This window comes from Chryseobacterium sp. CCNWLW53 (genome assembly GCF_037083525.1).
GTDB lineage: Bacteria > Bacteroidota > Bacteroidia > Flavobacteriales > Weeksellaceae > Chryseobacterium > Chryseobacterium lathyri.
Genome location: NZ_JBAOJR010000001.1, coordinates 340,281 through 363,400, shown reverse-complemented (window position 1 = coordinate 363,400; position 23,120 = coordinate 340,281). Strand labels below are relative to the sequence as shown.

Sequence of the window (23,120 nt, the reverse complement as noted above, 5' to 3'; positions counted from 1 at the left end):
TGATATATTTAATAGAATCAATATATTATTGTCTAATAATTCATTTTTCTCAGCTTGGGATTTGTGCTCCCTACAAGAAGGGCTACCAACACCGTCATAGTTCCCCCGAAGACTACAGACCGCACCACACCGAGTAGTTTTGCCATGAGTCCGCTTTCAAACTGCCCCATTTCATTGCTGGACATGATGAATATAGAATTGACGCTCAGTACGCGTCCTCTGATATTGTCAGGAGTTTTCAGCTGTACTATAGTTCCTCTGATTACCACCGAAATTCCGTCAAGCATTCCGCTCATGACAAGGAACATAAATGAGAGCCAATACAGTTTGGATAAGCCAAAACCAATGATGCAAAGTCCAAATCCGGCAACAACGGCAAGAAGAATTTTTCCCTGATTTTTCCTTAACGGAATAACCGCCAGAAGAGTGATGATGCACATAGAACCTATATCTGAAGCAGCATTCAAAAGACCGAAACCTTCTGCTCCTGCATCTAAAATATCAGTGGCAAATACCGGAATCATAGCAACGGCCCCACCAAACAGAACGGCAAACATATCAAGGCATAATGCCCCTAAAATTTCTTTCGTCTTAAAGATATAGGAAATACCCTCACGCATGCTTTCCACCACATTTACATTCGCCTTTATATACTCGGAATGCTGTTGTTTCAGCTGCCAGAAGAACAGAGAAGCGATAAATATTAAAGAGATAATAACGATTAATGTCCATTTTACACCGAAAAATCCTATAAGAAGTCCTCCCGCAGCATGCCCGCATACAGAAGAGATCAAAAATGTAGCCTGGTTCAGGGTTACTGCATTCGGAAGATTTTCCTTCTTTACTATTTTAGGAATCATTGAAGGAACGATAGGCCCAATAAAGGCTCTTGCAATTCCGGTGAAAAATATAACGGTGTATATAAAATAAGTGATTTCATGTCCGTTAAAATGCATTTCAACATTGAAAAATGCAGGGATCAGCAGCAGGCCAATCAGGAAAATATATGCATAATTGCAGATCAGGAGCAGCCTTTTTTTCTCATTCATATCAATGACATGGCCCGCATATAAAGCACAGCTTACCGCAGGAATTACTTCCGAAAGTCCGATAAGGCCTATTGAAAAAGGATCTTTTGTCAACTGGTACACCCACCATCCCAATAAAGTCGCGAGCATTCTGAAGGCTAAAACAATAAAAAATCTTCCCGTAAGAAGATTCCTGAATTCAACATTTTGCAATGTTTTTAACGGTGTAAAGGAAATCATGCACAAAAATAGCCTTAAATATTTATTTAAGGCTGCTTATATACTGTTTTTCTGAATGATAAATCAAATAGATACCGAAAGATAAAATCTATTTAGTCAGCTCTCAATGCACTGATTACAATGGCCGCAACACCGGCTGCGCCAATGACGGTAGCGCCTGCTGTTACTCTTGCTTTAGATCTGTCTTTTACGGCAGCTACATTGGATTTCGGGATAATTACCTCTGTACTGTCCTTTTTGCCTGCAGTTCCTATAAGGTTGTCACCATCTATGTTTCGGAATAGCATTTTCTGTTTGGCAGAACCATCTTTCATGGTAACAACATACATTTTTCCAGCCTGAAGATTAGAATAATTGTTTTTTGAAATGTCCTCGCTGTACTTTGTTGTAGCGCAGGATGAAATGACAAATAAGGATGTTAGTAAAGATGACTTTAAAAGTACAGATGCTTTCATTATTATTTTTATTTTTTCAAATTTATAATTTTTTTCGAATATATGTTTTGGGAATTGAAAAAATATCTCTAAAGTTTGTAAATTTCCAACAGATCTGCAATTTTTCTGTCATTGGCAAGTCTTGGTGTTTTATTCTGGCCTCCCAGTTTGCCCTGCGATTTTGCATACTCATGGAAAGCATTCCTTTTAAGTGGGGTGATATGCAGTGGTTGAAGGATATTTCCGGTAATAAGATCATCGTAGTATGTATTTCTCTCTCGAAGCTGTCGGTCCAGCTCATTTCTGAACAATTCTAAATTTTCCGGTTCCTTTTCAAATTCTATCAGCCATTCATGATATGGAAGACCCTCCGTAGGATTTACCTGTGGGGCAAGATGGAATTCTGTGATCTGTGATGTATATTTTTCTACAGTAGCCTTCATTGCTTCCTCTACCTCAAAGGCGATCACATGTTCTCCAAAAGCAGAGGTGAAATGTTTGGTTCTGCCACTCACCAGGATTCTATATGGATCTTTATCAATAAACCTTACAACATCACCTATTGAATAAGCCCATAAACCTGAATTCGTAGAGAGGATCAGTGCGTAATCTTTATTAAGCTCTACATCTTTTAATGTTAATCTTCTTGCAGCAGGCTTGCCATACTCTTCCAGAGGAATGAATTCATAAAAAATTCCATGATCCGTTAAAAGAAGCAGGCCCTCCTTAGTGTAGTCATCCTGAAAAGCAAAAAAGCCTTCAGATGCCGGAAACGTCTGGATGATATCCACTTTTCCACCCAGCAGGTCATTCATTTTATCCCGGTACGGCTCATAGTTGACACCTCCCGTTACAAGAAGCTGGAGGTTGGGAAAAAGCTGCTTGACCTTTTTACCGTGTTTTTCAGTAAGCTTTTCAAAATACATGATCAGCCATGGCGGAATTCCAGAGATGAGCGTCATGTTTTCGTGTTCCGTTTCTTCAATAATCTTATCTACCTTCGCTTCCCAATCCTCCATAATATTGGTGCTCCAGCTTGGAAGGCGGTTCTTTTGAAGATAGGCTGGGATATGGTGAGCCACAATTCCGGAAAGCCGTCCCGTTTTAATACCGAAGACTTCCTCCATTTCAGGACTTCCCTGCAGAAAGATCATTTTTCCGTTCACAAAATCAGCATTGTTTTTCTGGGCGATATAATGGAACAGTGCACTCTGTGCACCTGCAATCTGAAAAGGCATTCCCTCCTTTGAGATGGGAATATATTTCGAACCGGAGGTTGTGCCTGATGTCTTTGCAAAATATTCAGGAGTTTCCATCCAGAGAATATTGGCCTGTCCTTTTTTTACCCTCTCAATATAAGGTTTTAGATCTTCATAATCCGAAACAGGAACTCTGTCCTGGAATTCTTTGATAGACTGAATGTTTTCAAAGTCATGTTCCCTTCCGAAAAGAGTTTTCTGAGCTGTTTTCACCAAAGCCAGCAAAAGGGCCTCCTGATTTTTTACTGAGTTTTTTTTGAATTCCCCGGTTTTCTGAACATGCTTTTTTGCCCAGACAAGTGCCACATTTTTCTTGAAGAAATTTAACATGCCCCAAATTTATAAATAAGTATAGAATATAAAATTATTTTTCAGCCATATATGCCACAAAAAAAACCGGCGAATGAGTTCACCGGTTCTTCGAAATTTGATTATGAAAATAACAACTATATGTTAAAGTTTACTTGTTTTCTTTGTACCTCTTATCTGGAGTGCCGTCTTTTTTAAGTTTTTGGTTTTCCTTATACCTCTTGTCAGGGGTTCCGTCCTTTTTCATTTTTGCTGCAGGTTTTGCAGTTTTAGCTTCAGGAGCTTTTACTGTTTTTGCTGTCTGATGATGAGGGGCAGCAGGTGTTGCCGGAGCAGTCTGTTGAGCAGTTGCAAAGCCTAGTCCTAGAGCCAGAGACATTGCTGTTAATAATTTTTTCATAGGTGTACGGTTTGTTTTTCCTTGAGTAAAGATATACAAAAAGCAGGCTGGAAATCCAGAATTTTCAACCTTAACTAAAGTTTATTACTGCTTAAAAAAAACTTAATGAAAGCTTTTAAAAGAAAAAAAGCCTGCTTCATAAAGCAGGCTTTCATGTGTATGAATAGTTGGGTTAACGTGTACAGTTGGCGGTCCAGGTTTTACCGTCCTTGTTGTATAGAATTTTCAATTCATTATTGTCAATTCTAATATAAGTTGTGGCATTGGAACCAACCATTACAAGCGTATGGTCTCCTTGCTGTTGAAATTCTACTCCGTTAAGATCCGGAATACCGTTCGAGAATGCGAAATTATATTTCGTACCGCTCGCGATTTTGGTTACAAATACACTTCCGTTATCTGTGCTGTTGTTGGTAGATCCATCATTATAAGAAATGCTTCCCTTATATGTTCCTGCGAAGAAATCGTTGTTTACTGGATCATCATCATCACTACAAGATGCAAAAGATAATGCGGTAACAAAGACCAACATAAAAATTCCTAAGATTTTAATTGCTTTTTTCATAATTTTATTTCTTTAAAAAGTTTGATAGGTTGAAATTTTCAAACACTATGCCATGCCAGAATATCCGTATTTTTTTAACTTTTAATTAGATAAATTGGTAAAAAATTAAGATTTGGGTAGGTGTTGCGTATTTTGATTGTGTTTTTAGTAATCCCTGATTTCTGAGGGAAGAAAAAAATATCCTTATCTTTGTTGTAAGCAAACGGTTTCGGAACACTCCCGAAATCGCTTTTGTCGTTTATACTATTACTATTTATGCAGCTAAAACCTATTCACGAAAAGTTTCTTCCCGACCTGCTTCAAAAAGAATTTGGAAAAGAGATCTTTACCCAGTTAGAGAAAAGCCAGCATATTTCCGTGAAAGGAAGTGCAGGATCTTCGGTTTCTATTTTTGTTGCCGAACTTTTTCTAACTCAGAAGAAGACCATTCTTTATCTGGTGGATGATAAAGAAGATGCCCTGTATGCCAATACTGAAATGGAAGATCTGCTTGGAAAGGACAAAGTGCTGTACTTTCCGGCAACACATCTTGAACCTTATCAGGTAGAAAAGACACAGAATGCAAATCTTGTACTTCGGACTGAAGTTCTGAATAAAATCAATTCCGGGAAAGCTCCTAAAGTTATTGTGGCTTATGCGGGCTCTCTGTCCGAAAAGGTTTTGAAAAAAGAAGACTTTAAGGCGATTTCCCATCACATAAAAGTAGGTGATCAGCTGGATTTTGATTTTGTAGATGAGCTGTTGAATCATTATAACTTCCAGCAGGCAGATTTTGTTTCCGAACCGGGAGAGTTTTCGGTAAGAGGAGGAATCGTTGATGTGTTTTCGTATTCCTATGAAAAGCCTTACCGTCTTACTTTCTTTGGAAATGAAGTGGAGAATATTAAAACCTTTGATATAGAGACACAGCTTTCCATAGATAAGGTGAAAGACTTTCAGTTGGTTTCCAATATGAATTTTTCAGTAACCGGAACCCGGGTTTCGCTGCTGGAGCTGCTGCCTAAAGAAAGCTTTGTTGTTTCCAGAAATGGTGCCGTTGGAATGCAGAAGATCAGGAACTTCTATGAGAAAGCACTGGAAAAATATGATACTTTGAATAAAGATATTGCTCACAAGGCACCACAGGACCTCTTTATTTCAGATCAGGATTTTCTGTTTGATTTTAAAAAATTTAAAACAATTGATTTTGCCGGAATTCCTATTGAAGGGCTTAAAGAAATTACTGAAATAAAAGTTGAGCAGGTTCCGCAGCCTTCCTTTCACAAAAACTTTGAACTGCTGATAGAAGACATTGAAGAAAGACAGGCCGAAGGTTTTGATACCTGGATCTCTTTCTCTACAGAAAAACAAAAAGAAAGACTGGAATCTATATTTGAAGAGCTTGAGCACGAACTTCCTTTTAAAAGTTTCAAATCTGAGCTGCATGAAGGTTTTGTAGATAATGGCCATAAGCTCTTAGTATATACCGACCATCAGATTTTTGACCGTTATCAAAGATATAAAGCAAAAAACACCTTTGCAAAATCCGAACAGCTTACCCTGAAGGATCTGATGTCTCTGAAAATAGGCGATTATATTGCCCACATCGACCACGGAATCGGTAAATTCATGGGGCTTGTCAAAGTAAATAATGATGGAAAAATCCAGGAATGCTTCAAATTGACTTACAAAAACGGAGACTTATTATATGTAAGTATTCACTCCCTGCATAAAATTTCAAAATATAACGGCCCGGACGGAAAAGAAATTGTGTTGAGTAAGCTGGGATCTCCGGCCTGGAAATCATTAAAACAGAAAACAAAGGCAAAAGTAAAACAGATTGCTTTTGACCTTATAAGATTATACGCTGAAAGGAAAACGGCAAAAGGATTTTCCTATACTCCGGATTCCTATCTGCAGAATGAGCTGGAAGCCAGTTTTATTTACGAAGATACTCCGGACCAGGAAAAAGCAACCATAGATGTAAAACGGGATATGGAAGCTGATACAGTAATGGACAGGCTGGTTTGTGGTGACGTAGGTTTCGGAAAAACTGAAGTAGCGATCCGTGCCGCATTTAAAGCGGCAACAGATGGGAAACAGGTCGCTGTATTGGTTCCTACAACAATTCTGGCGTTTCAGCATTACAGAAGCTTTAAAGAAAGACTGAAAGATTTTCCGGTGAACGTTTCTTATGTCAACAGATTCAGAACAGCCAAACAGAAAGCAGAGGCTTTAGACGGCCTTAAAAACGGGAAGGTGGATATTATAATAGGAACCCATCAGCTGGTAAGCAGTTCCGTAAAGTTCAAAGATCTTGGACTGCTGATCATTGATGAGGAACATAAATTCGGGGTTTCGGTGAAAGACAAGCTGAAAACACTGAAAAGCAATGTAGATACTCTTACGCTAACGGCTACTCCCATCCCGAGAACACTGCAGTTCTCCCTGATGGCAGCTAGAGATCTTTCAGTGATCAAAACACCACCGCCTAACAGGCAACCTGTTGATACACAGCTGATAGGTTTTAATGAGGAAACCATCAGGGATGCTGTTTCTTATGAGATTCAGAGGGACGGGCAGGTATATTTTATCAATAACAGGATTGAAAACCTTAAAGATATTGCCGGACTCATCCAGAGGCTGGTTCCGGATGCAAGAGTTATTACAGGGCACGGGCAGATGGAGGGCAAGCAGCTGGAAAAGAATGTGCTCGATTTCATGGAAGGCAAATATGATGTTCTTGTTTCTACAACGATTGTTGAAAGTGGGGTGGATGTTCCTAATGCGAATACCATATTCATTAATGATGCCCAAAGGTTCGGGATGGCAGATCTTCACCAGATGAGGGGAAGGGTAGGGCGTAGCAACAGAAAGGCTTTCTGCTATTTAATCACGCCTCCTTATGATATGATAACCTCTGATGCCAGAAAGCGTCTTGAGGCTATTGAGCAGTTTTCAGACCTTGGAAGCGGTTTCCAGATTGCTATGAAGGATCTTGAAATCCGTGGAGCGGGAGATCTTCTCGGGGCTGAACAGAGCGGCTTTATTAATGAAATGGGCTTTGAGACCTACCAGAAACTGATGCAGGAAGCATTGGAAGAATTAAAGGATGATGCGGATTTTGAAAACCTGTTCGATAATGAGGAAGACAGACAGAAGCTGTTCAAATCTGTAAAAGATGTCAATATTGATACTGACCTTGAGCTAATGCTTCCGGATTTTTATATCTCCAATACGGAAGAAAGGTTATTGCTGTATCAGAAGCTTGCAGAGATTGGTAATGAAAAGGAGCTCTATAAATTTGAGCTTGAACTGATCGACCGTTTCGGAGCTTTGCCGAAAGAAGCGGTGAATCTATTGAAGAGTGTTGCCTTGAAATGGCTTGCCGCAGACATAGGATTTGAAAAGATCGTCATGAAAAATGGTGTGTTTTTAGGGTATTTTCCTGCAAATCCCCAGGACAAGTTCTATCAGACAGACAGGTTCAGGCATATTATCAGTTATTTAACCCAAAATCCAAAGGAAGCTCAGCTTAAAGAGAAGATCGGGAAAGATGGAAATCTGCTGATGATGAGAAAGGAAAAAGTGAAAAATGTGGATGAGGTTAATGTGCTTTTGAAAACGATTATCGGACATAATTAAAAGGAAAATACCTCATTTTAATAATCAAAAAACAAGGAAGACCTAAAAATTTACTTTTTAAGGTCTTTTTTTATTGAAAAAAAACATGATTTTTACACGAAAAAAATAGGGTATCATGCGGATTTAGAAGCATTTGAAGTCACAATATGATGATAAAAAATAATGCTGAATCATCGGCTGACATTGGGTTTGACTGATGTAATCTCATCAATACCGGTTTTAAAAGTATTTTTTGTAGTAATAATTCTACTTTTTAGTACATTAAATTCTACAGCATAATCGCTTTATTAGTACGGGTTTACGGGTTTGTAAATGGTTTTTTATGATTTAAATTCATACCTTTGCAGCCCTTATTATGAAAAGAATTATTTATTGCGCAGCCGGGCTTTTATCGCTTTGTGTGAACGCGCAGGTGGGAATTGGGACGTCTTCTCCTAAATCTACTCTCGATGTCAACGGGAAAACCACCTTAAGAAAAGAACTTAGAGTAGGCGGTACATCCGCCCAGGTTGGAAATGCAGGACTGAACGGCCAGGTTTTGGTGTCACAGGGAGAAGGTCTGCCCCCAGCCTGGAAATCGTTGAATGTTTCCTTTATGGAGGAAGGACAGTACAAACTGATCAATTCATACCTGTCATCCGATCAGGCTGGTATTACAGAACTTTCAAATGGTATTGCAGCAGATAATGTTTACAAGAACAATGTTGGGGATGATATTACCGATGTCACGAAAGGGAAATGGTCAAAAATTGCCGGACTTGAAAACAATTTTATTATCAAAAACGGAAGAAACAGGCTTACCTATCAGTTTCAGACAGGTATTGAAATGAAGGCTCCATCTGCAACAACTTCCCAGTCTGTCACTTTTACCTGTGGGGTTTTCAGAAATGGCAAATTGGTAGCGGTACGTCCGGATAAGATCGTTTCGAACAATAATACAGAGAAGCTGGGGATTCAGGATTATATTTTCACCCTTAATTATACAGAGCAGAATGTTCCGCTAGGCGCACAGAAGCTTGAGGTGGCCTGTAGAAAAATCAATTCCTCAAATCTAAGTTCACAGTTTACAATCGGGCGTAATGTATCTGATACCAATACGGTTTCCAATGCATTTACTCTTGAGTCTGTTATGAAGATTGATGTTATTGAATACGTAACTTATAAAAGCAATTAATTGTGATGAAAAATATTATTTCGATCCTGTTTTTTATGACAGGGCTGTCTCTTTCTGCCCAAGTGGGAATTAAAACGGATTCACCAAAAGCGAAGCTTGATGTAAACGGTGATATGAATCTAAGGAATAAAATCGTTGTTCTTAACGTTACAGATAATACTTTGTCTCAGGGTAATAATGACCAGATTCTTGTTTCTCAGGGAGAGGGTTATCCTCCGATATGGAAGTCGTTGCGTATTCCTGAGTATGAGCCGAATAAGTTTTATCTTATCTTCAATAACTCCTTTTCAGACAGAACCGGAGTAAAATTTACCAATAGTGAACAATCCAGTATTACTGCCAAAAATACGGCTTTTACTAAAGGAGCAGACATTTCAAGCCTCCCGGGGTTTAAGAAAATTACAGGCCTGTCACAGCCTATCAGTGTATTCAGCACGGAAAGTAAAACGTATTTTCAGTTTGAAACTGTGGTACAGGCTAATCTTCCTGTAAACGGGACACCCGATATTTCCATAGATTATGCATGCGGTATTTTTGTGGATAATAAGCTGGTTAATCTCAGACAGAGAAACTTAAAAGCAAGTAGTGCCGGAAGTACCTTTATTACTCACAATCAGATCGGGATAGTAACCAATCTTTCCAAAGGACAGCACGATGTAAGTGTTGCCTGCTCAAGGCTAGGATCTTACAGAACAGCAAGTGATGTTGTATTGGCTATAGGAATAAATGCAGATACCAACATTAACAGTTTTATTACTCAGTCTTCCCTGAAAGTTGATGTGTATGAGGTTCCTCAGGTATTTAATCCAATTATAAATTAATCCAGGCATGAAAAAAATTATTATCATAAAGTCTTTATTTTTTGCAGTATGGGCAACTGCGCAAGTAGGAGTGAACACGCCAAATCCTGTGAACATGCTGGATATAAACGGCGACTTAAATGTTACAAGAGAAATCAGAACCGGTGGAACGAATCTGCTGAGAGGATCTGCCGGATCTGCGGGAACTATTCTTCATAACAATTCAGAGCTGAATGTGAATGACTGGAAAAGTATAAAAATTGCCGATGGGCAGGGAAGTATGTCTGTGTTTTCATTGAATACCGTTGCAGATCAGACTGGAGCAAGCTTTTCTAATCCTAACGGTTCCACCTCTCCTTATTCGGAAGGGACAACGATTACCTCTGAATGGACGGTTCTCCCGGGAACTGTTGACACTTTTTCCATTACCAATGCTGTGAATAAAGTGGCGTTTACCTTTCAGACCACTGCCCAAAAAACGGGAAACTCGAATGCTTCAACAGGTTTTGCATGCGGTATCTTCGTAGACAATTCACTCAGAGCAGTGAGGACAGATGTTTTAATAGGCTCGGAAGGAAGTTATAAGATTTTCAACCTTAACGCAACACTTACCAACCTTACACCTAAAAATAATTATAGTGTGAAGGTGGCCTGTACGAAAAGAAACCTTAATTCAGGAACATTGGGAATAGGAAGGGCGGTAAACACGGATTACCTGAACAATGAAATGTCTCAGTCTGTTTTAACGACCTCTGTTCTGCAGCCTTATTAATTTCATGATATATCATAAATAAAGACCTGAAGACATTATGTTTTTAGGTTTTTTTTGTAAAAAGATATAGATTGTTATGAATTTGTTGAATAAGTAAATGTTTTCGTCAAAAAAATGAATTATATTTGTCAACTCACTAAAATATTTTTTCATGGGAAAAAACTACCTTTTTAAAATCATTGCCGGGGTATTTTTCGGACTGATGGTTTCATGTGACAATTCTTCTTCAGATCAATTCGAGCCCAGTGCCAATACAGGAAACAATGGGAATACACCACCCCCTCCAGCAAGAGTTCTGGAAAAGATTACGTTAAATGGTGCTATCCAGGAAGAATATACAGTCAACGGTACTGCTTTTCAGAAAGGCATGCTTAGAGATGGGAATACCAGTAATTATTATACGGGCACTGTAACCTACATCAGCAATAAAATTGGAAAAATAAAGTTCCTTGGAAGCCTGGCAGGAAGCATGACTTATGATTTTAGCGTAAGTGAAGACAGCAAAGGCAATGTTTACAGTGCAACGTGTACCGGTACCGCTGCTACTGCAATAGACTCTTTTGTAAGTGATTACATATTTACTTATGATGCCAGCGGTAAAAAACTTGTGAAAATCCTTGAAAAAAGAAAGGTGGCTGGAAATACAGCATACAGCTTATTCACGGAAAGCACCTTTACCTATATGGGAGATAATATTTTTAAAGCTGAATGTGCGAAAGGAACACTGACAGCAACCGGAGCGCCTAATATGGCTACTGCAAAAATGACTGTTTACAGCTATCAGAACTATGACTCTAAAGTTAACCCGTTCTCTACGCTTCCTAAAACATTCTTTACTGCTTGGAGTCTTGTCCGCCCTGAGAATTTTTATAGAATTTCTCCGAATAACCCGACCTCGGTATATGTGATGCCGCCATCTCCCGCACCGGCAGTAAATACACCTATGACCTATCTTTACGATGGTTATAACTATCCCGTTTCGGATAAAGATCAAGTTCTTAAATATACTTACAGAACTCTGTAAAGCCCAATTGGTTATCAGTTTTACTGGAATATAAATAAAAACATAACTTTTGTTCAAAAAAAAGTTATATTTGTCAAAAAATAAACAATTACCTGGAAATGAAACAGCTTTTCTACTTTATTTTATTAATAGCAGGATTTTCATCAATACATTCCTGTAAAGACATGCTAGACGAAGACGGAGATCCTTTATTGGACCTGAATGAAACAGGAGGGCTTATCGGTCCAAGAGCATTATACAGAGAAATTACAGATAAGGATACATTAGCAGAATATCACTACAGTGGACTTTTGGTAACGAAAGTAATCACAGACAGTGCTTCAATCACCAATATTGCATACAGCGGCGACAAAGTAAGCCAAATTGACTTCAATGGATTTTTGGATCTGGATGGAAACGGAAAGCTTGATAAAGATAGCGTTTCTTACAGTCAGTTATTTACTTATGGGCCTAATGACAAACTGGTAGTTATTTCTGAAAACCGTTCTGTTTTCAGAAGACCTCCACCGGTGCCACCGGCAACTAATCCTGGTCCACAGACTCTGTTAAGAAAAACAAAAACCCATTATGAGCTAAAGTATAACGGTTCTACTGCTAAACTGGATTCTATTATTATGAAAAATGGTCCTGATGTTTCAGGAACGCAGTTTGCATTTATCAGTTATTCTAAAACCGGATATACTTATTTGGGAGATAATGTATCTAGGGTAGTAAGAAATTATGGACCTATGGCCGCAGGGGTATTTGGAAGACCTACCACCAGATTTGCATACGATTTCGTTAATTACGATACTGAGATCAGTCCATTTACACTGCTTCCTTCAGCATACAAAATTTCAAGGCTTTTATCAACTGAAATTAATGATAAGGAAAGTCATATCTTATCCCCGAACAACCCTAAGAAAAGATCGGTAACAGATCTTATACCTCCTATTCCGTCCCCGATTAACTGGACAACCAACTACAACTACGATCCGCAGACTTATATGACAAAAGGATTTGGTGTAAACTACATTTATAAACCTTTTTAAAAGAATCTTTACAATATATAAGCCCAATCTTTTGTAAGATTGGGCTTTTTATTTTTTATCCCTTAATTTTGCAAAAAATTTCTGAATGAAATATTTAATAGTCGGACTTGGAAATAAAGGTCCTGAATACGAAAATACACGCCACAATATAGGATTCAAAGTAGCTGAGAAAATAGCTGAAACATTGGAAGCTTCATTTAATACGACCAATTTCGGCTGGATGGCAGAGGGGAAATATAAAGGAAGAAAGGTTCTCATTCTAAAGCCGGATACCTATATGAATCTTTCAGGAAACGCTGTGAGATACTGGATGCAGAAAGAAAATATCCCATTGGAAAATGTGCTGATCATTACAGATGATCTGGCCCTTCCGTTCGGGACCTTACGGATGAAGATGAAAGGTTCTGATGCCGGCCACAACGGACTGAAAAGTATTAATGAAACACTTAATACCCAGAATTATGCAAGGCTGAGGTTCGGGATTTCTGCAGACTTTTCCGAAGGCCGCCAGGTAGATTATGTGCTGGGGACCTGGAATGAGGAAGAATCTGAAAAGCTGGGCGAAAGAATTGAAAAATTTTCTAAAGCCAGTCTGTCTTTTGTATTTGCCGGCATTAATAATACAATGTCAGCATTCAACGGAAAATAGGAATAACTAAAATACAACAAAAGACCATCGGAACATCCGATGGTCTTTTGTTGTATTTTAAAAATCAATTTCCAATCTAACTATAACATGATTTTTTATTTATATGTAATAAAAATGTACAGATTTTTATCTCTTAAAGCCAGGTAACAACTCCGGTTTCAACATCGTAATTGGCTCCGACTATTTTGATTTTACCTTCGTCTTCAAGCTTTTTAAGTGTTGAACTTTGCGTACGGATATCTTCGATGGCATTTTTTACGTTTTGCTGATTCAGTCTTTCCAAAAGTGAACCGTTTTTTGATGAACGTTCTTCGCCTTCTTCAATAATTTCATTAATGATGGGATCGAAATGATTGATTAAGTGGTTGAGATTATCCATTCCCATCCCCTGAATTTGCGCAGCGTCCAGACCACCTTTTAATGCACCGCATTTAGTGTGTCCTAAAACGACAACAAGCTTGGAACCTGCAACGTTACAGCCAAATTCCATTGAGCCTAAAATATCCTGATTGACAAAATTACCGGCAATTCTGATACTGAAAATATCTCCTAATCCCTGATCAAAGATAAGTTCCGCAGAAGTACGGCTGTCTATACAGCTTAAAACTACTGCAAAAGGCCACTGGCCTTCACGTGTTGCATTAACTTGTTCTAAAAGATCTCTGTTTGCTTTTAGGTTGTTCACAAACCTTTGGTTTCCGTCTTTTAGAAAATTTAATGCTTTTTCAGGATTAATGGTAGATTGGGTTTCGTATGTATGTGCTTTCATATGATTGATTTATTCTTTTTAAATTAAAAATTACTGTAATGAGCTTACATAGCTCTTCTGTGGGTGATAAGGATGTGAGAGTCTTCATCTGTTTCATAATCCTTGTATGAAGTTTTGAAGCCTAAAAGTTCCACATTAATATCTTCTTCTTTGGCCCGGATATTGGCGAAATCCTGGATCATTTCCAGTACGTCTGTAGCAATATATGAAGTTCCCCTTGCATCGATGGTCACAGTAGAATTAGGCTTCACATTTTTTAATGTTTTTTTGATGGCTGCCTTATTCAGGAAAGAAACTTCTTCAGCAAGCTTAATATTGATTTCATCGGCATCATTCAGCTTTTCTCTGCTCAGATAATAAGCACGCTTCATATTTCCCTGTAGGATATAGAATACGGAAATAGCCAGGCCAATACCCACTCCTTTAAGAAGATCGGTTGCCACAACAGCTACAACAGTAGCGACAAAAGGAATGAACTGGAATTTACCCAAATGCCAGAAATGCTTGAATGTGGCAGGTTTTGCCAGTTTATATCCTACAAGAATCAATACTGCAGCAAGTGTAGCAAGCGGTATTAAATTCAGTATGAATGGAATAGTAAGCACACATACCAATAAAAGGACACCGTGGATCACAGCTGAAAGTTTTGAAGTGGCACCGGCGTTGGCATTGGCAGAACTCCTTACCACTACAGATGTCATTGGCAGGCCTCCGATAAATGAACTTATTAAATTTCCGATTCCCTGTGCTTTAAGCTCAAGATTGGTGTCGGTAATTCTTCTCTGCTTATCTAACCTATCTGAGGCTTCAATACAAAGCAGGGTTTCAATAGAAGCTACAATGGCAATAGTTGCTCCTACTATCCATACCTTAGGATTGGTGAATCCATTAAAATCAGGCATCGTAACAAGATTTTTGAAATCATCCAAGGACTGCGGTACCGGCAATGAAACCAAATGCTGAGTATTGATCGCCAAAGAGCTGCCGGACAGTTTGAATGCTTCATTCAGAAGTATTCCTGCCACTACTGCAACCAATGCTCCGGGAAGCATTTTCATTCTTTTTAAAGCTGGAATTTTATCCCATGCAATAAGGATACCTACAGAAACCAGCGTTACCAGGATAGCTCCCATGTGTATGGCTCCGAATAATTCTGTAAAGTATCCGAGATTTAAACCATTGTCAAAAATAGATTCATGACCTTCGTAATCTTTATCGAATCCCATGGCATGTGGGATTTGTTTCAAAATAATGATGATACCGATAGCGGCAAGCATTCCCTCTATAACATTATTCGGGAAATAATTGGATATACTTCCGGCTCTGATGAATCCCAGGATTAATTGGATAAGTCCGGCAATGATTCCTGCACAAAGGAAAAGCTCAAAAGCTCCCAGATCTGTAATAGCTGTTAGAACAATAGCTGTAAGACCGGCTGCAGGACCAGATACCGATATATTTGAATTACTGAGAAATCCCACTACTATTCCTCCTACAATACCGGCAATTACACCCGACAAAGGTGGTGCCCCTGATGCTAAAGCGATTCCGAGACATAATGGAAGCGCGACTAAGAATACAACGAGCCCAGAAGGGAAATTCTCCTTGATTCCTCCTATAAATGATGTTTTTTTCATGATGTTTTGAAAAATACTATAACCGATTGATCTGTCTTTAGATAATCAATTATAAAAGATTGGAAATTTAATTTTAAAGCACAGGTATCCGATATCAGCGTTGATATGAATACTATGAAATCTAATGATACTTAAAAATTAAGCTTCCGGAGGCGGAGAAAATATGGTAAGTAGCGGCGACAGATGAAAGGAATCATCTATCAGCTCAAAAGATACCCCCTGAAGATCAGGCTCGGAAAACTTCACGTAATCAAATACGTCCAAAGTTTTCGGAAGGGTCTTTTCGTAAACAATAAAGGATGATGGGTGAGAATGTGGTTCTTCTTCATTGATGATTACATTGGTCCTTGCTATATCCCAGCCTGCAACCGCAGCAATGCCCGGCAGTGCTGTGAAGTTTAGGAAGAAGGTCAATACAATAATACTCCAGAATTTCATCTTACATTCATTTTAGAAAAACTAATCTGTTTTTCTGCTCATTACCCAATCAGAACTTGTAAGGTTGTAGATTTTTTGGATGTCTTTCAGAATTTTCTCGAAATCAATTTCCAAATCAATGATCTTACCTGTTCTAAGGTCAAATACCCAGCCATGTACAATAGGATATTCATCTATGATGTATCTTTCCTGTACGCAGGCCATTTTAATCACGTTGATGCACTGCTCCTGAACATTCAGTTCTACAAGTTTGTCATAACGTTTTCCTTCATCTTCGATAGCGTCTAATTCAGTCTGGTGCAATCTGTAAACATCACGGATATTCCTTAACCAAGGGTTTAATAATCCAAGATCCTGAGGGGTCATCGCTGCTTTTACTCCGCCACAGTTGTAGTGTCCGCATACGATAATGTGTTTTACTTTAAGGTGTTCTACAGCATATTGAATGACCGCTGTGGAGCTCATGTCTAAAGTATTTACAACATTAGCAATGTTTCTGTGGACAAAAACTTCTCCAGGTTTTGCACCCATAATCTCTTCCGCTGTAGCTCTGCTGTCTGAACATCCGATATATAAATAATCAGGATTCTGAGTTTTTGCCAGCTCGTGAAAGAATTCCGGGTCTTGTGAAATTTTAGACTCTACCCATTTTCTGTTGTTTTCGAAAATAATTTCGTACGACTGTGACATAATTTTAAAAATTAAAAAAGGTTTATAATTATTTATTTCGTTTAAATTATTTTCAAATTCAATAGATTAAATCAATAATTATGCAAAAATATAATTTTTGCCGAAATAGCAGCTACTTTTAACAAAATTTAATATTAAAATATGCTTAAAATCATGTTTAAAATGGCTGCTACATGGCGTTTCCATACAATTTCTTTAGAAAAAATGATTATTCACACTTCAAGAAACTTTGATAAAATTACAAACTATAAATGATAAAAATTAAAATTGAGGATTAAAATATTCTTAATTCTATAAAAAAACCGCCTCATTTTTGAGGCGGTTCAAATTTTAAACAGTTGTTATTTGTTATTGTTTAATAATTTTCACTATTGTTTCAGAATTATTGATTCTTACTAAATAAATTCCGGATATTAAAGATGAAAGATCTGTTCTTTCGTTTTCAAACTTACCTGATTTTACCAGCTGACCGGATAGGTTGTAAATCTGATAATAATATTCTTTAGCGATATCATTTCCTTTGATATACAGCATATTCTTCACAGGATTCGGGAAGAACTCAAGTTTGTTCTGAGCTACTTTTTCCTCGATCACTGATTTTGCAAGAACATTGTTTGCCTTAGCTAAAGCATTTGGCGCAACTGGGATGGTGAACGGTTCATACCTTCCTATTTCATTTCCATTGGCATCGTATTTAATTTCAGCACAACGGCAGGACATAGCTGCCTGAGGGCGGAAACCGAATGTTGGCGTTAAGAAATAATAAGGATTGGAAGTTGTTTTAAATAGCATCCCTAAAGAGCTTCCACCACTACCTTGGCTGGCGGATGTCCAGATACCAGAATACTGGAAAGCCTTTAAACCTGAGGTGCCATTAAGATAATCGCTCATCGCATTACCTCCGTTAAAACCTCTTATACCCGTATTAGGAAATAAACCTATATTGTATTCCGGTCTGTTTAATATATATCCATAAGCTACGGCCCCTTTTCCTGAATAATAGGCATATAGAGTACCGCCAATATAGTTATATTTAGCCGGGTCATAATTTTCATATTTCACCAGTGCATTGATATCTCCCGGATCTACACCATAAGCAGTATTAAATTGCTTATTATAGAACCAAGGTGTATTTCCTTTTGAAATAAAATTACCAAGGATAATTCCAGTGGAAACGCTTTCAAGATCTACTATTCTCCAGCCTGCAGGACATGGATCGTATGCAGATTTTTCGGTAGCATGCCCCCATCTTTCCGGCATGTTTCCATTCTCATCAGAAACCCAGTCTAATTTTGCTGTATCGGTTTGATATAGATAATTTAGTGGGTTGTTAACAGAATACTTTACTATTTTCTTCAGTTTATCTGCTTTTGAATCGGATGTGGAAACATTAGCGGCAGCTGAATAGGTAGGATAAGCCTGAGTATAAGAAGTTAAATAATCTGATTCAGGCATATTAGCTGTATAAGGTATTGCCCCGGTAGTAGCATTGGCAGGGTTATTTTGTCTGAATACATTATATGCAGCGTAATTGGTCCCATAGTTATAATAAGACGGTCCCGGATTGTAAAACACTGGCAATGGATCTTTTCTGCCCCATTGATAGTGTAAACCTCCACTTTCACTTATTTGAGCTAATCTGGCTAGTACGGCAGGATTTCCTGTTGGAAAGCTAGCTGTAGTAGGAGCAGCCAGACCTGATGCAAATACAGAACCGGAAGGTTCATAAATATGCTCATTCACCAGCTTATCTTTGGCTCCGAGATCCCTGTCCATAAAGGTCGTTTTCATAGGTACACCTGCACTGGTCATCGGATCTACAAACTGCTCGTTAGCAGGAATAACCCCTCCATTCCCAGCGTTTTCAGGATCTACATCATACTTTGTGATTATAGATCTTGGTGCCCATATATGCCAGCTCCATAATACCGGATCATTATGCTTGTTTGCTGACCAGGTTCCACTACCCATGTGGAACGCAACAACAGCATTACCATATGTTTTTGAATTTAAGGTAACTCTTAATATGGCGCTCTCTATAGGGCCGTCTCCACCTATAATTTCCATTGTTTTGATCAGACTCGTATTGGTGGTCCAAACTACGGATGAGGTTTTCGTGCCGTCTGCCGGGAAAGAGAAGTCCGTACTTAAATGGAGTTTATACATTGCATATGCCTTTCTTAAAGGGATATCAATAATCCTGTCATTATCCCTGTTTGGATCTATATTATTTCCGTTTGGATTGGGTGTTACCAGGTCAGAATTGGTATATTCTACATAACTGTTTGGAAGTTTGGTCCATGATTTTAAAGTTTCAGTAGAATAAATCTCGCTTCCTGAATAAACATATTGAGTGTCAAATTCCTGCGACATAGAGGCGGCGTTAGGGTCATAAATACAACGAACACCACCACTGCCTGTATAAGCACTGCTTGAGAATCTATGCCATCCCGGTCTTGGCTTGGATCCGCTCAAAGGATCTGATATTAAAGCCAGTCCGGCAGCTCCGAATGAAGGATAACGTACGCCATTGATAACTTCAGAGGCAGTCATGAATGTAGAAGTTAATAAACCTCCATCAGCACTCTGATCCTGGAAATTAAGAACCGGTGTGATCCATCCAGTTCCGTATTTTAATGGACCTGTTCCATTTGGGTATGATTCATAATTTCCATTAATAGGGAATTTGCCCAGATTCATTCCTGAAACCCCTGAAAAATCGAATCCAAACTGAGGATAAACCTTTATGCCCGGATAGTCTGCATTTAATGTAGTAGCATTGAATTCCGGGTTAACGGTATTTCCGGTATGTTTTCCCCAAGGGCTGTATCTGTTTTCATCCGGCATTGGAGTTCCGGAATTTCTTCCTCCTGAAAAATAACTTGAAGGGACTCTCCAGTTACACGGACATGGGTCATATGATGATTTCAATGCGTATCTGGTACTGGCTTCCCCAACAACAGCATCGTCTATATCGGAATAGTTACCCTGACGTGTATCTCCCCAAAGATCCCACGCGATTATATTTTCACGGTAAGGAGGTTCATATTTCTTATATTTTTGTTTCGAGAACCATGTAGTAATTCCTACTGATGTCCAGCTGTTATCACCGTTCTGTTTTAAAAAGTCTTCACCATCATTTGATAATGTCTGGTCTTTTGTAGCAACAAAAATTGGTGTTGCAATAAAGCTGATCGGGTTTTGAATGGAAAACCGGATGTTTCCGTTTGGCGTATCTGTCCCTGTATTGATTTGGGTAGAATATTTATTACCTCTTACTTTTATGAATTTAGACTGGAATGCCGGATCATTATAATTTAAATTGATCTCTCCATTAATAGGATACAGGCTTAAGTCTTTAAGTCCGAATGGCGGGAACGGGTCTTTTCTTCCCCACTGATACTGAAGTCCGGCGGATTTATGCCAGTCGTTTCCAACGAAACTTGCATTGGTAGCACCCAGGTTTCTGTCCATCCATTTCCAGTTCGTCACGGTATTTCCATCTTTATTCTTTTCAAAACCATGATGGTAGGTACTTCCATTGATTCCCGGATCATCGGTAACCCATACGTGCCATGACCAGTAGATTTTGTCATTTACTTTGTATGATATTACTGCATTACCTTCTTTTACTTTGTTGACCATTACCTTGATCCTGGCATTTTCTCCTGTCCCTTCTAAAGCAACGGATTTTATAAGTCCTGGTTCATCTTCCCAATACAGTCCTGCCTTTGCAAGTCCCTGCTCAGGAATAGGTGTATAGTTGCCACTGTCATCCTTCATAAAATCTCCACCTTTGGACCACATTTCGTGAGCTTTTTTCACAGGAATATAAAGACCGTCCACATTAGTATTGTTTTTTGGATCCTTACCTGTGAAGATATAACTGTTCGGAGCTTTGGTCCAGTCTGCATAATCAGATTGAGCGCCGGCATTTATAGTAAAGCAGGTAACAGGACAATCCTCCGTGGTTGGATTTCCGAAAATTCCTACATATTTTATAAATTTGTTGATCTCACTTTCTATATCCATCAAAGGTCTGGACGGACCATTCCAGCCAGTGATCACTTTTCGGTTTCTAATAGCTCCAACACCATACAGCGAAGCCTGGGAAGTATTACTTAATGAAAAATTCTCAGAACCCGGCCCTCTTTGTTTGTTATTAAGCGGAGGGTAGCCAAAATCATCAGTAGTATTATAATTGCTTATGGCAGTAAGGGAAACGTATTGTCCATTAGCTTTATAAACTCTTAGTCCTGTGATCTTACTGATTACAATAACTACCGGCTGCTGATTGGCGAAAACATCACCCAGCTTTTCATTGATGTAATTATAAAGGTTGTAGTATCTGTTAAGAAGAGAATTGGGATTGGTAAAGTCTAAATATCCTCTTCCCCAGTCTTCTCCTCCTTCTTCCGGAGGTAAGAACCAGTTACTGAAGTTAATAAAGAAACTTTCATTAGAAAATTTTCCTGCAAACATATAAACAGGATCGTGATAAGAGAACTCAAAGGGACTTGTATCACTATTCTGATAAATATATTTTTGGGAACTTGCAATAGTAGCAAGATTATTAGGGTTTGTAATATTAACAACCGGTGAATTAGCGTTGGCATTATCCAATGCTGCATTTCCCTGGAAAGATAAAACAATATCATCCAGTTTTCTTGCCAAATGCTGGGAAGTCACCCTGTCTTTTACTCCCGAAACGGTTCCGTTGGAGTTGTATAAAACCGTTCCGTTTTTTTTAGGCGTGAATAGAATAGTGTATTGGTTTTCATCCAGGTCGCAGTTGGCGTAAGCATAATTCGATTGTTTGTAATGGCTAACGGTTTTGTCCCAAACGACGGACTGCCAGTTGGTAATGGTGGCGTCTGAGCTTAATTCAACCTTAACGGAGTGCGTATTCAAAGCCGATTGAGGTAATTCAAAATTGGCTGTAAGCTCTTCATTATATTCATAGTTGCCGGCAAAAGTCTTACACCATAAAGAGACCCAGTTGTTTTGGGCGTCTTTGTACTTGATGGTAACTTTTACATCTCCGGCGGTATTGGGTTTCTGGAAGTTTCCTTTAATAACCACTAACCCCTTTTCATTCACATTTTGTGGAATGACGATAAGAGGATCCAGATCATAGACACTCGGTGGGAGAGGTGCCCTGTATTTGAATCCAATACTGGTCTCATGATGTCCGGGGACGGGAATTGCCCTCGGGAAAGCATGAGACGATGCAATACAAAATACTGCAGCAAAAATCTTTAGTGTCGATTTTTTTTTCATACGTATAAAATTAAAAGTGTTTTTGTGCGAAATAGGATACTAGGCTTAATAAGCTGTAGTGAATAACTAAAAACTGCAATATTCCAATCCCAACCTGATTATTGGTAAATGGAGCTTTGCAATAAATAAAATATTTACCGTTTTTTATATAAAGACTAGGTTGGTGATTTAAATCAGACTCGTGAAAACAGGTTTCAGGAATGATAAAAATGGGGCAATATAGAAAACTGCGCCATGCTTAGAAAGTGAATTTTTTTCCATGTTGTTGTGTTTTAAAGTTATATTGTGTTTTTTTGAAAAAGAATTTAAAATTTTAAGCTTGCTCAAATCATAAAAACTTTTTAACAAAAGTCGATAAAAAAATATTTCCCTACAATAGGGAAATTAATTTTTAAGGAAAATGTTATATAGATTTATAAATTTATAACAAGGATTTTTTATATTTTATTATTGATATAAGCTTCTGTAGCACTTTCTGTCGGGTAAATTGTTCCGGGATTTCCAACTACCACAGAATTGGCAGGAACATCAAAATTAACATACGAATTGGGTGCAATTAAAACATTGTTTCCGATAGTAATTCCACCTACAATTACGGCATTGGCTCCTATCCATACTTCATCACAAATTGTAGGGAAACCTTGAAGCTTACCTCTGTTTTGTTGGCCGATCGTAACGCCTTGCGCAATATTGCAGTTTTTCCCGATTTTAGCTTTAGGATTGATCACTAAGCTTCCCCAGTGGCCTAAGTAAAACCCTTCTCCAATTTCCGTTTCGGGATAAATCTGATAGCCGTATTTTATTTGATAATGTCTGAGGACAAACTTCCAGAATATTCCTAAAACAGGCTTTTTATTATATTTCTGAGCTTTTCTTAGGATATAAATAAAATGCAGATTCGGATTGATACATTTTTTCAAGATCTCAAATGAAGAGAGCCATTTTCCGCTTTCCCTGTAAAAATCCTTTTGTATGATAGTATAATCCATTTTAAGTT

Annotated in this window: 18 protein-coding genes; 7 read left to right on the top strand and 11 right to left on the bottom strand. The window is 38.4% G+C overall.

Annotated features, from left to right (window positions below; all coding sequences use genetic code 11):
* Nucleotides 1-32: 32 nt before the first annotated feature.
* The 5 genes from V6R96_RS01700 to V6R96_RS01680 form a co-directional block, all read right to left on the bottom strand.
* On the bottom strand, nt 33-1,268 hold the full coding sequence (locus tag V6R96_RS01700) for an MFS transporter (RefSeq protein ID WP_111958878.1): 1,236 nt from the start codon (nt 1,266-1,268) through the stop codon (nt 33-35).
* 92 nt (nt 1,269-1,360) lie between these two features.
* The gene (locus tag V6R96_RS01695; RefSeq protein ID WP_111958880.1) at nt 1,361-1,723 is read right to left on the bottom strand and encodes a hypothetical protein; all 363 of its coding nucleotides are present in this window, start codon (nt 1,721-1,723) and stop codon (nt 1,361-1,363) included.
* 68 nt (nt 1,724-1,791) lie between these two features.
* Nucleotides 1,792-3,291: a GH3 auxin-responsive promoter family protein gene (locus V6R96_RS01690; RefSeq protein WP_336377811.1), complete on the bottom strand. Its 1,500-nt coding sequence runs from the start codon at nt 3,289-3,291 to the stop codon at nt 1,792-1,794.
* A gap of 130 nt (nt 3,292-3,421) precedes the next feature.
* Nucleotides 3,422-3,670: a hypothetical protein gene (locus V6R96_RS01685; RefSeq protein ID WP_111958884.1), complete on the bottom strand. Its 249-nt coding sequence runs from the start codon at nt 3,668-3,670 to the stop codon at nt 3,422-3,424.
* Nucleotides 3,671-3,842: 172 nt separating this feature from the next.
* Nucleotides 3,843-4,235 (bottom strand): hypothetical protein, encoded by a 393-nt coding sequence (locus tag V6R96_RS01680; RefSeq protein ID WP_111958886.1) that lies wholly within the window; start codon nt 4,233-4,235, stop codon nt 3,843-3,845.
* 255 nt (nt 4,236-4,490) lie between these two features.
* Between V6R96_RS01680 and mfd the strand changes: the two genes are divergently transcribed.
* The 7 genes from mfd to pth all read left to right on the top strand — a co-directional run bounded on the left by mfd (nt 4,491) and on the right by pth (nt 13,309).
* Nucleotides 4,491-7,859 carry a transcription-repair coupling factor gene (mfd, locus tag V6R96_RS01675; protein WP_336377810.1) on the top strand — a complete coding sequence of 1,123 codons (3,369 nt, stop codon included), beginning with the start codon at nt 4,491-4,493 and terminating at the stop codon, nt 7,857-7,859.
* Nucleotides 7,860-8,214: 355 nt separating this feature from the next.
* A complete protein-coding gene (locus tag V6R96_RS01670) occupies nt 8,215-9,033 on the top strand; it encodes a hypothetical protein (protein ID WP_336377809.1) in 819 nt (272 codons plus the stop codon).
* 5 nt (nt 9,034-9,038) lie between these two features.
* Entirely contained in the window at nt 9,039-9,854 is an 816-nt protein-coding gene (locus tag V6R96_RS01665; protein WP_223558126.1) for a hypothetical protein, read from the top strand.
* A 7-nt stretch (nt 9,855-9,861) separates the two neighbouring features.
* Nucleotides 9,862-10,605, top strand: coding sequence for a hypothetical protein (locus V6R96_RS01660; protein ID WP_336377808.1), 744 nt, complete (start codon nt 9,862-9,864; stop codon nt 10,603-10,605).
* Between the two features lie 151 nt (nt 10,606-10,756).
* Nucleotides 10,757-11,629 carry a hypothetical protein gene (locus tag V6R96_RS01655; protein WP_223558128.1) on the top strand — a complete coding sequence of 291 codons (873 nt, stop codon included), beginning with the start codon at nt 10,757-10,759 and terminating at the stop codon, nt 11,627-11,629.
* A 98-nt stretch (nt 11,630-11,727) separates the two neighbouring features.
* A complete protein-coding gene (locus V6R96_RS01650) occupies nt 11,728-12,660 on the top strand; it encodes a hypothetical protein (RefSeq protein ID WP_111958898.1) in 933 nt (310 codons plus the stop codon).
* Nucleotides 12,661-12,745: 85 nt separating this feature from the next.
* Nucleotides 12,746-13,309: an aminoacyl-tRNA hydrolase gene (pth, locus tag V6R96_RS01645; protein ID WP_111958900.1), complete on the top strand. Its 564-nt coding sequence runs from the start codon at nt 12,746-12,748 to the stop codon at nt 13,307-13,309.
* Between the two features lie 133 nt (nt 13,310-13,442).
* Here pth and V6R96_RS01640 read toward each other — a convergent pair whose 3' ends face one another.
* The 6 genes from V6R96_RS01640 to V6R96_RS01615 form a co-directional block, all read right to left on the bottom strand.
* A complete protein-coding gene (locus tag V6R96_RS01640) occupies nt 13,443-14,078 on the bottom strand; it encodes a carbonic anhydrase (RefSeq protein ID WP_111958902.1) in 636 nt (211 codons plus the stop codon).
* A 44-nt stretch (nt 14,079-14,122) separates the two neighbouring features.
* A complete protein-coding gene (locus V6R96_RS01635; protein WP_336377807.1) occupies nt 14,123-15,715 on the bottom strand; it encodes a SulP family inorganic anion transporter in 1,593 nt (530 codons plus the stop codon).
* A 138-nt stretch (nt 15,716-15,853) separates the two neighbouring features.
* Nucleotides 15,854-16,153 carry a hypothetical protein gene (locus V6R96_RS01630; protein ID WP_040993425.1) on the bottom strand — a complete coding sequence of 100 codons (300 nt, stop codon included), beginning with the start codon at nt 16,151-16,153 and terminating at the stop codon, nt 15,854-15,856.
* A 21-nt stretch (nt 16,154-16,174) separates the two neighbouring features.
* Complete coding sequence (locus V6R96_RS01625) at nt 16,175-16,843, bottom strand: carbonic anhydrase (protein ID WP_111959041.1); 669 nt, start codon at nt 16,841-16,843, stop codon at nt 16,175-16,177.
* 348 nt (nt 16,844-17,191) lie between these two features.
* Nucleotides 17,192-22,123 (bottom strand): T9SS type A sorting domain-containing protein, encoded by a 4,932-nt coding sequence (locus tag V6R96_RS01620; RefSeq protein WP_336377806.1) that lies wholly within the window; start codon nt 22,121-22,123, stop codon nt 17,192-17,194.
* A 437-nt stretch (nt 22,124-22,560) separates the two neighbouring features.
* Nucleotides 22,561-23,112 carry a serine acetyltransferase gene (locus V6R96_RS01615; protein ID WP_336377805.1) on the bottom strand — a complete coding sequence of 184 codons (552 nt, stop codon included), beginning with the start codon at nt 23,110-23,112 and terminating at the stop codon, nt 22,561-22,563.
* Nucleotides 23,113-23,120: the final 8 nt, after the last annotated feature.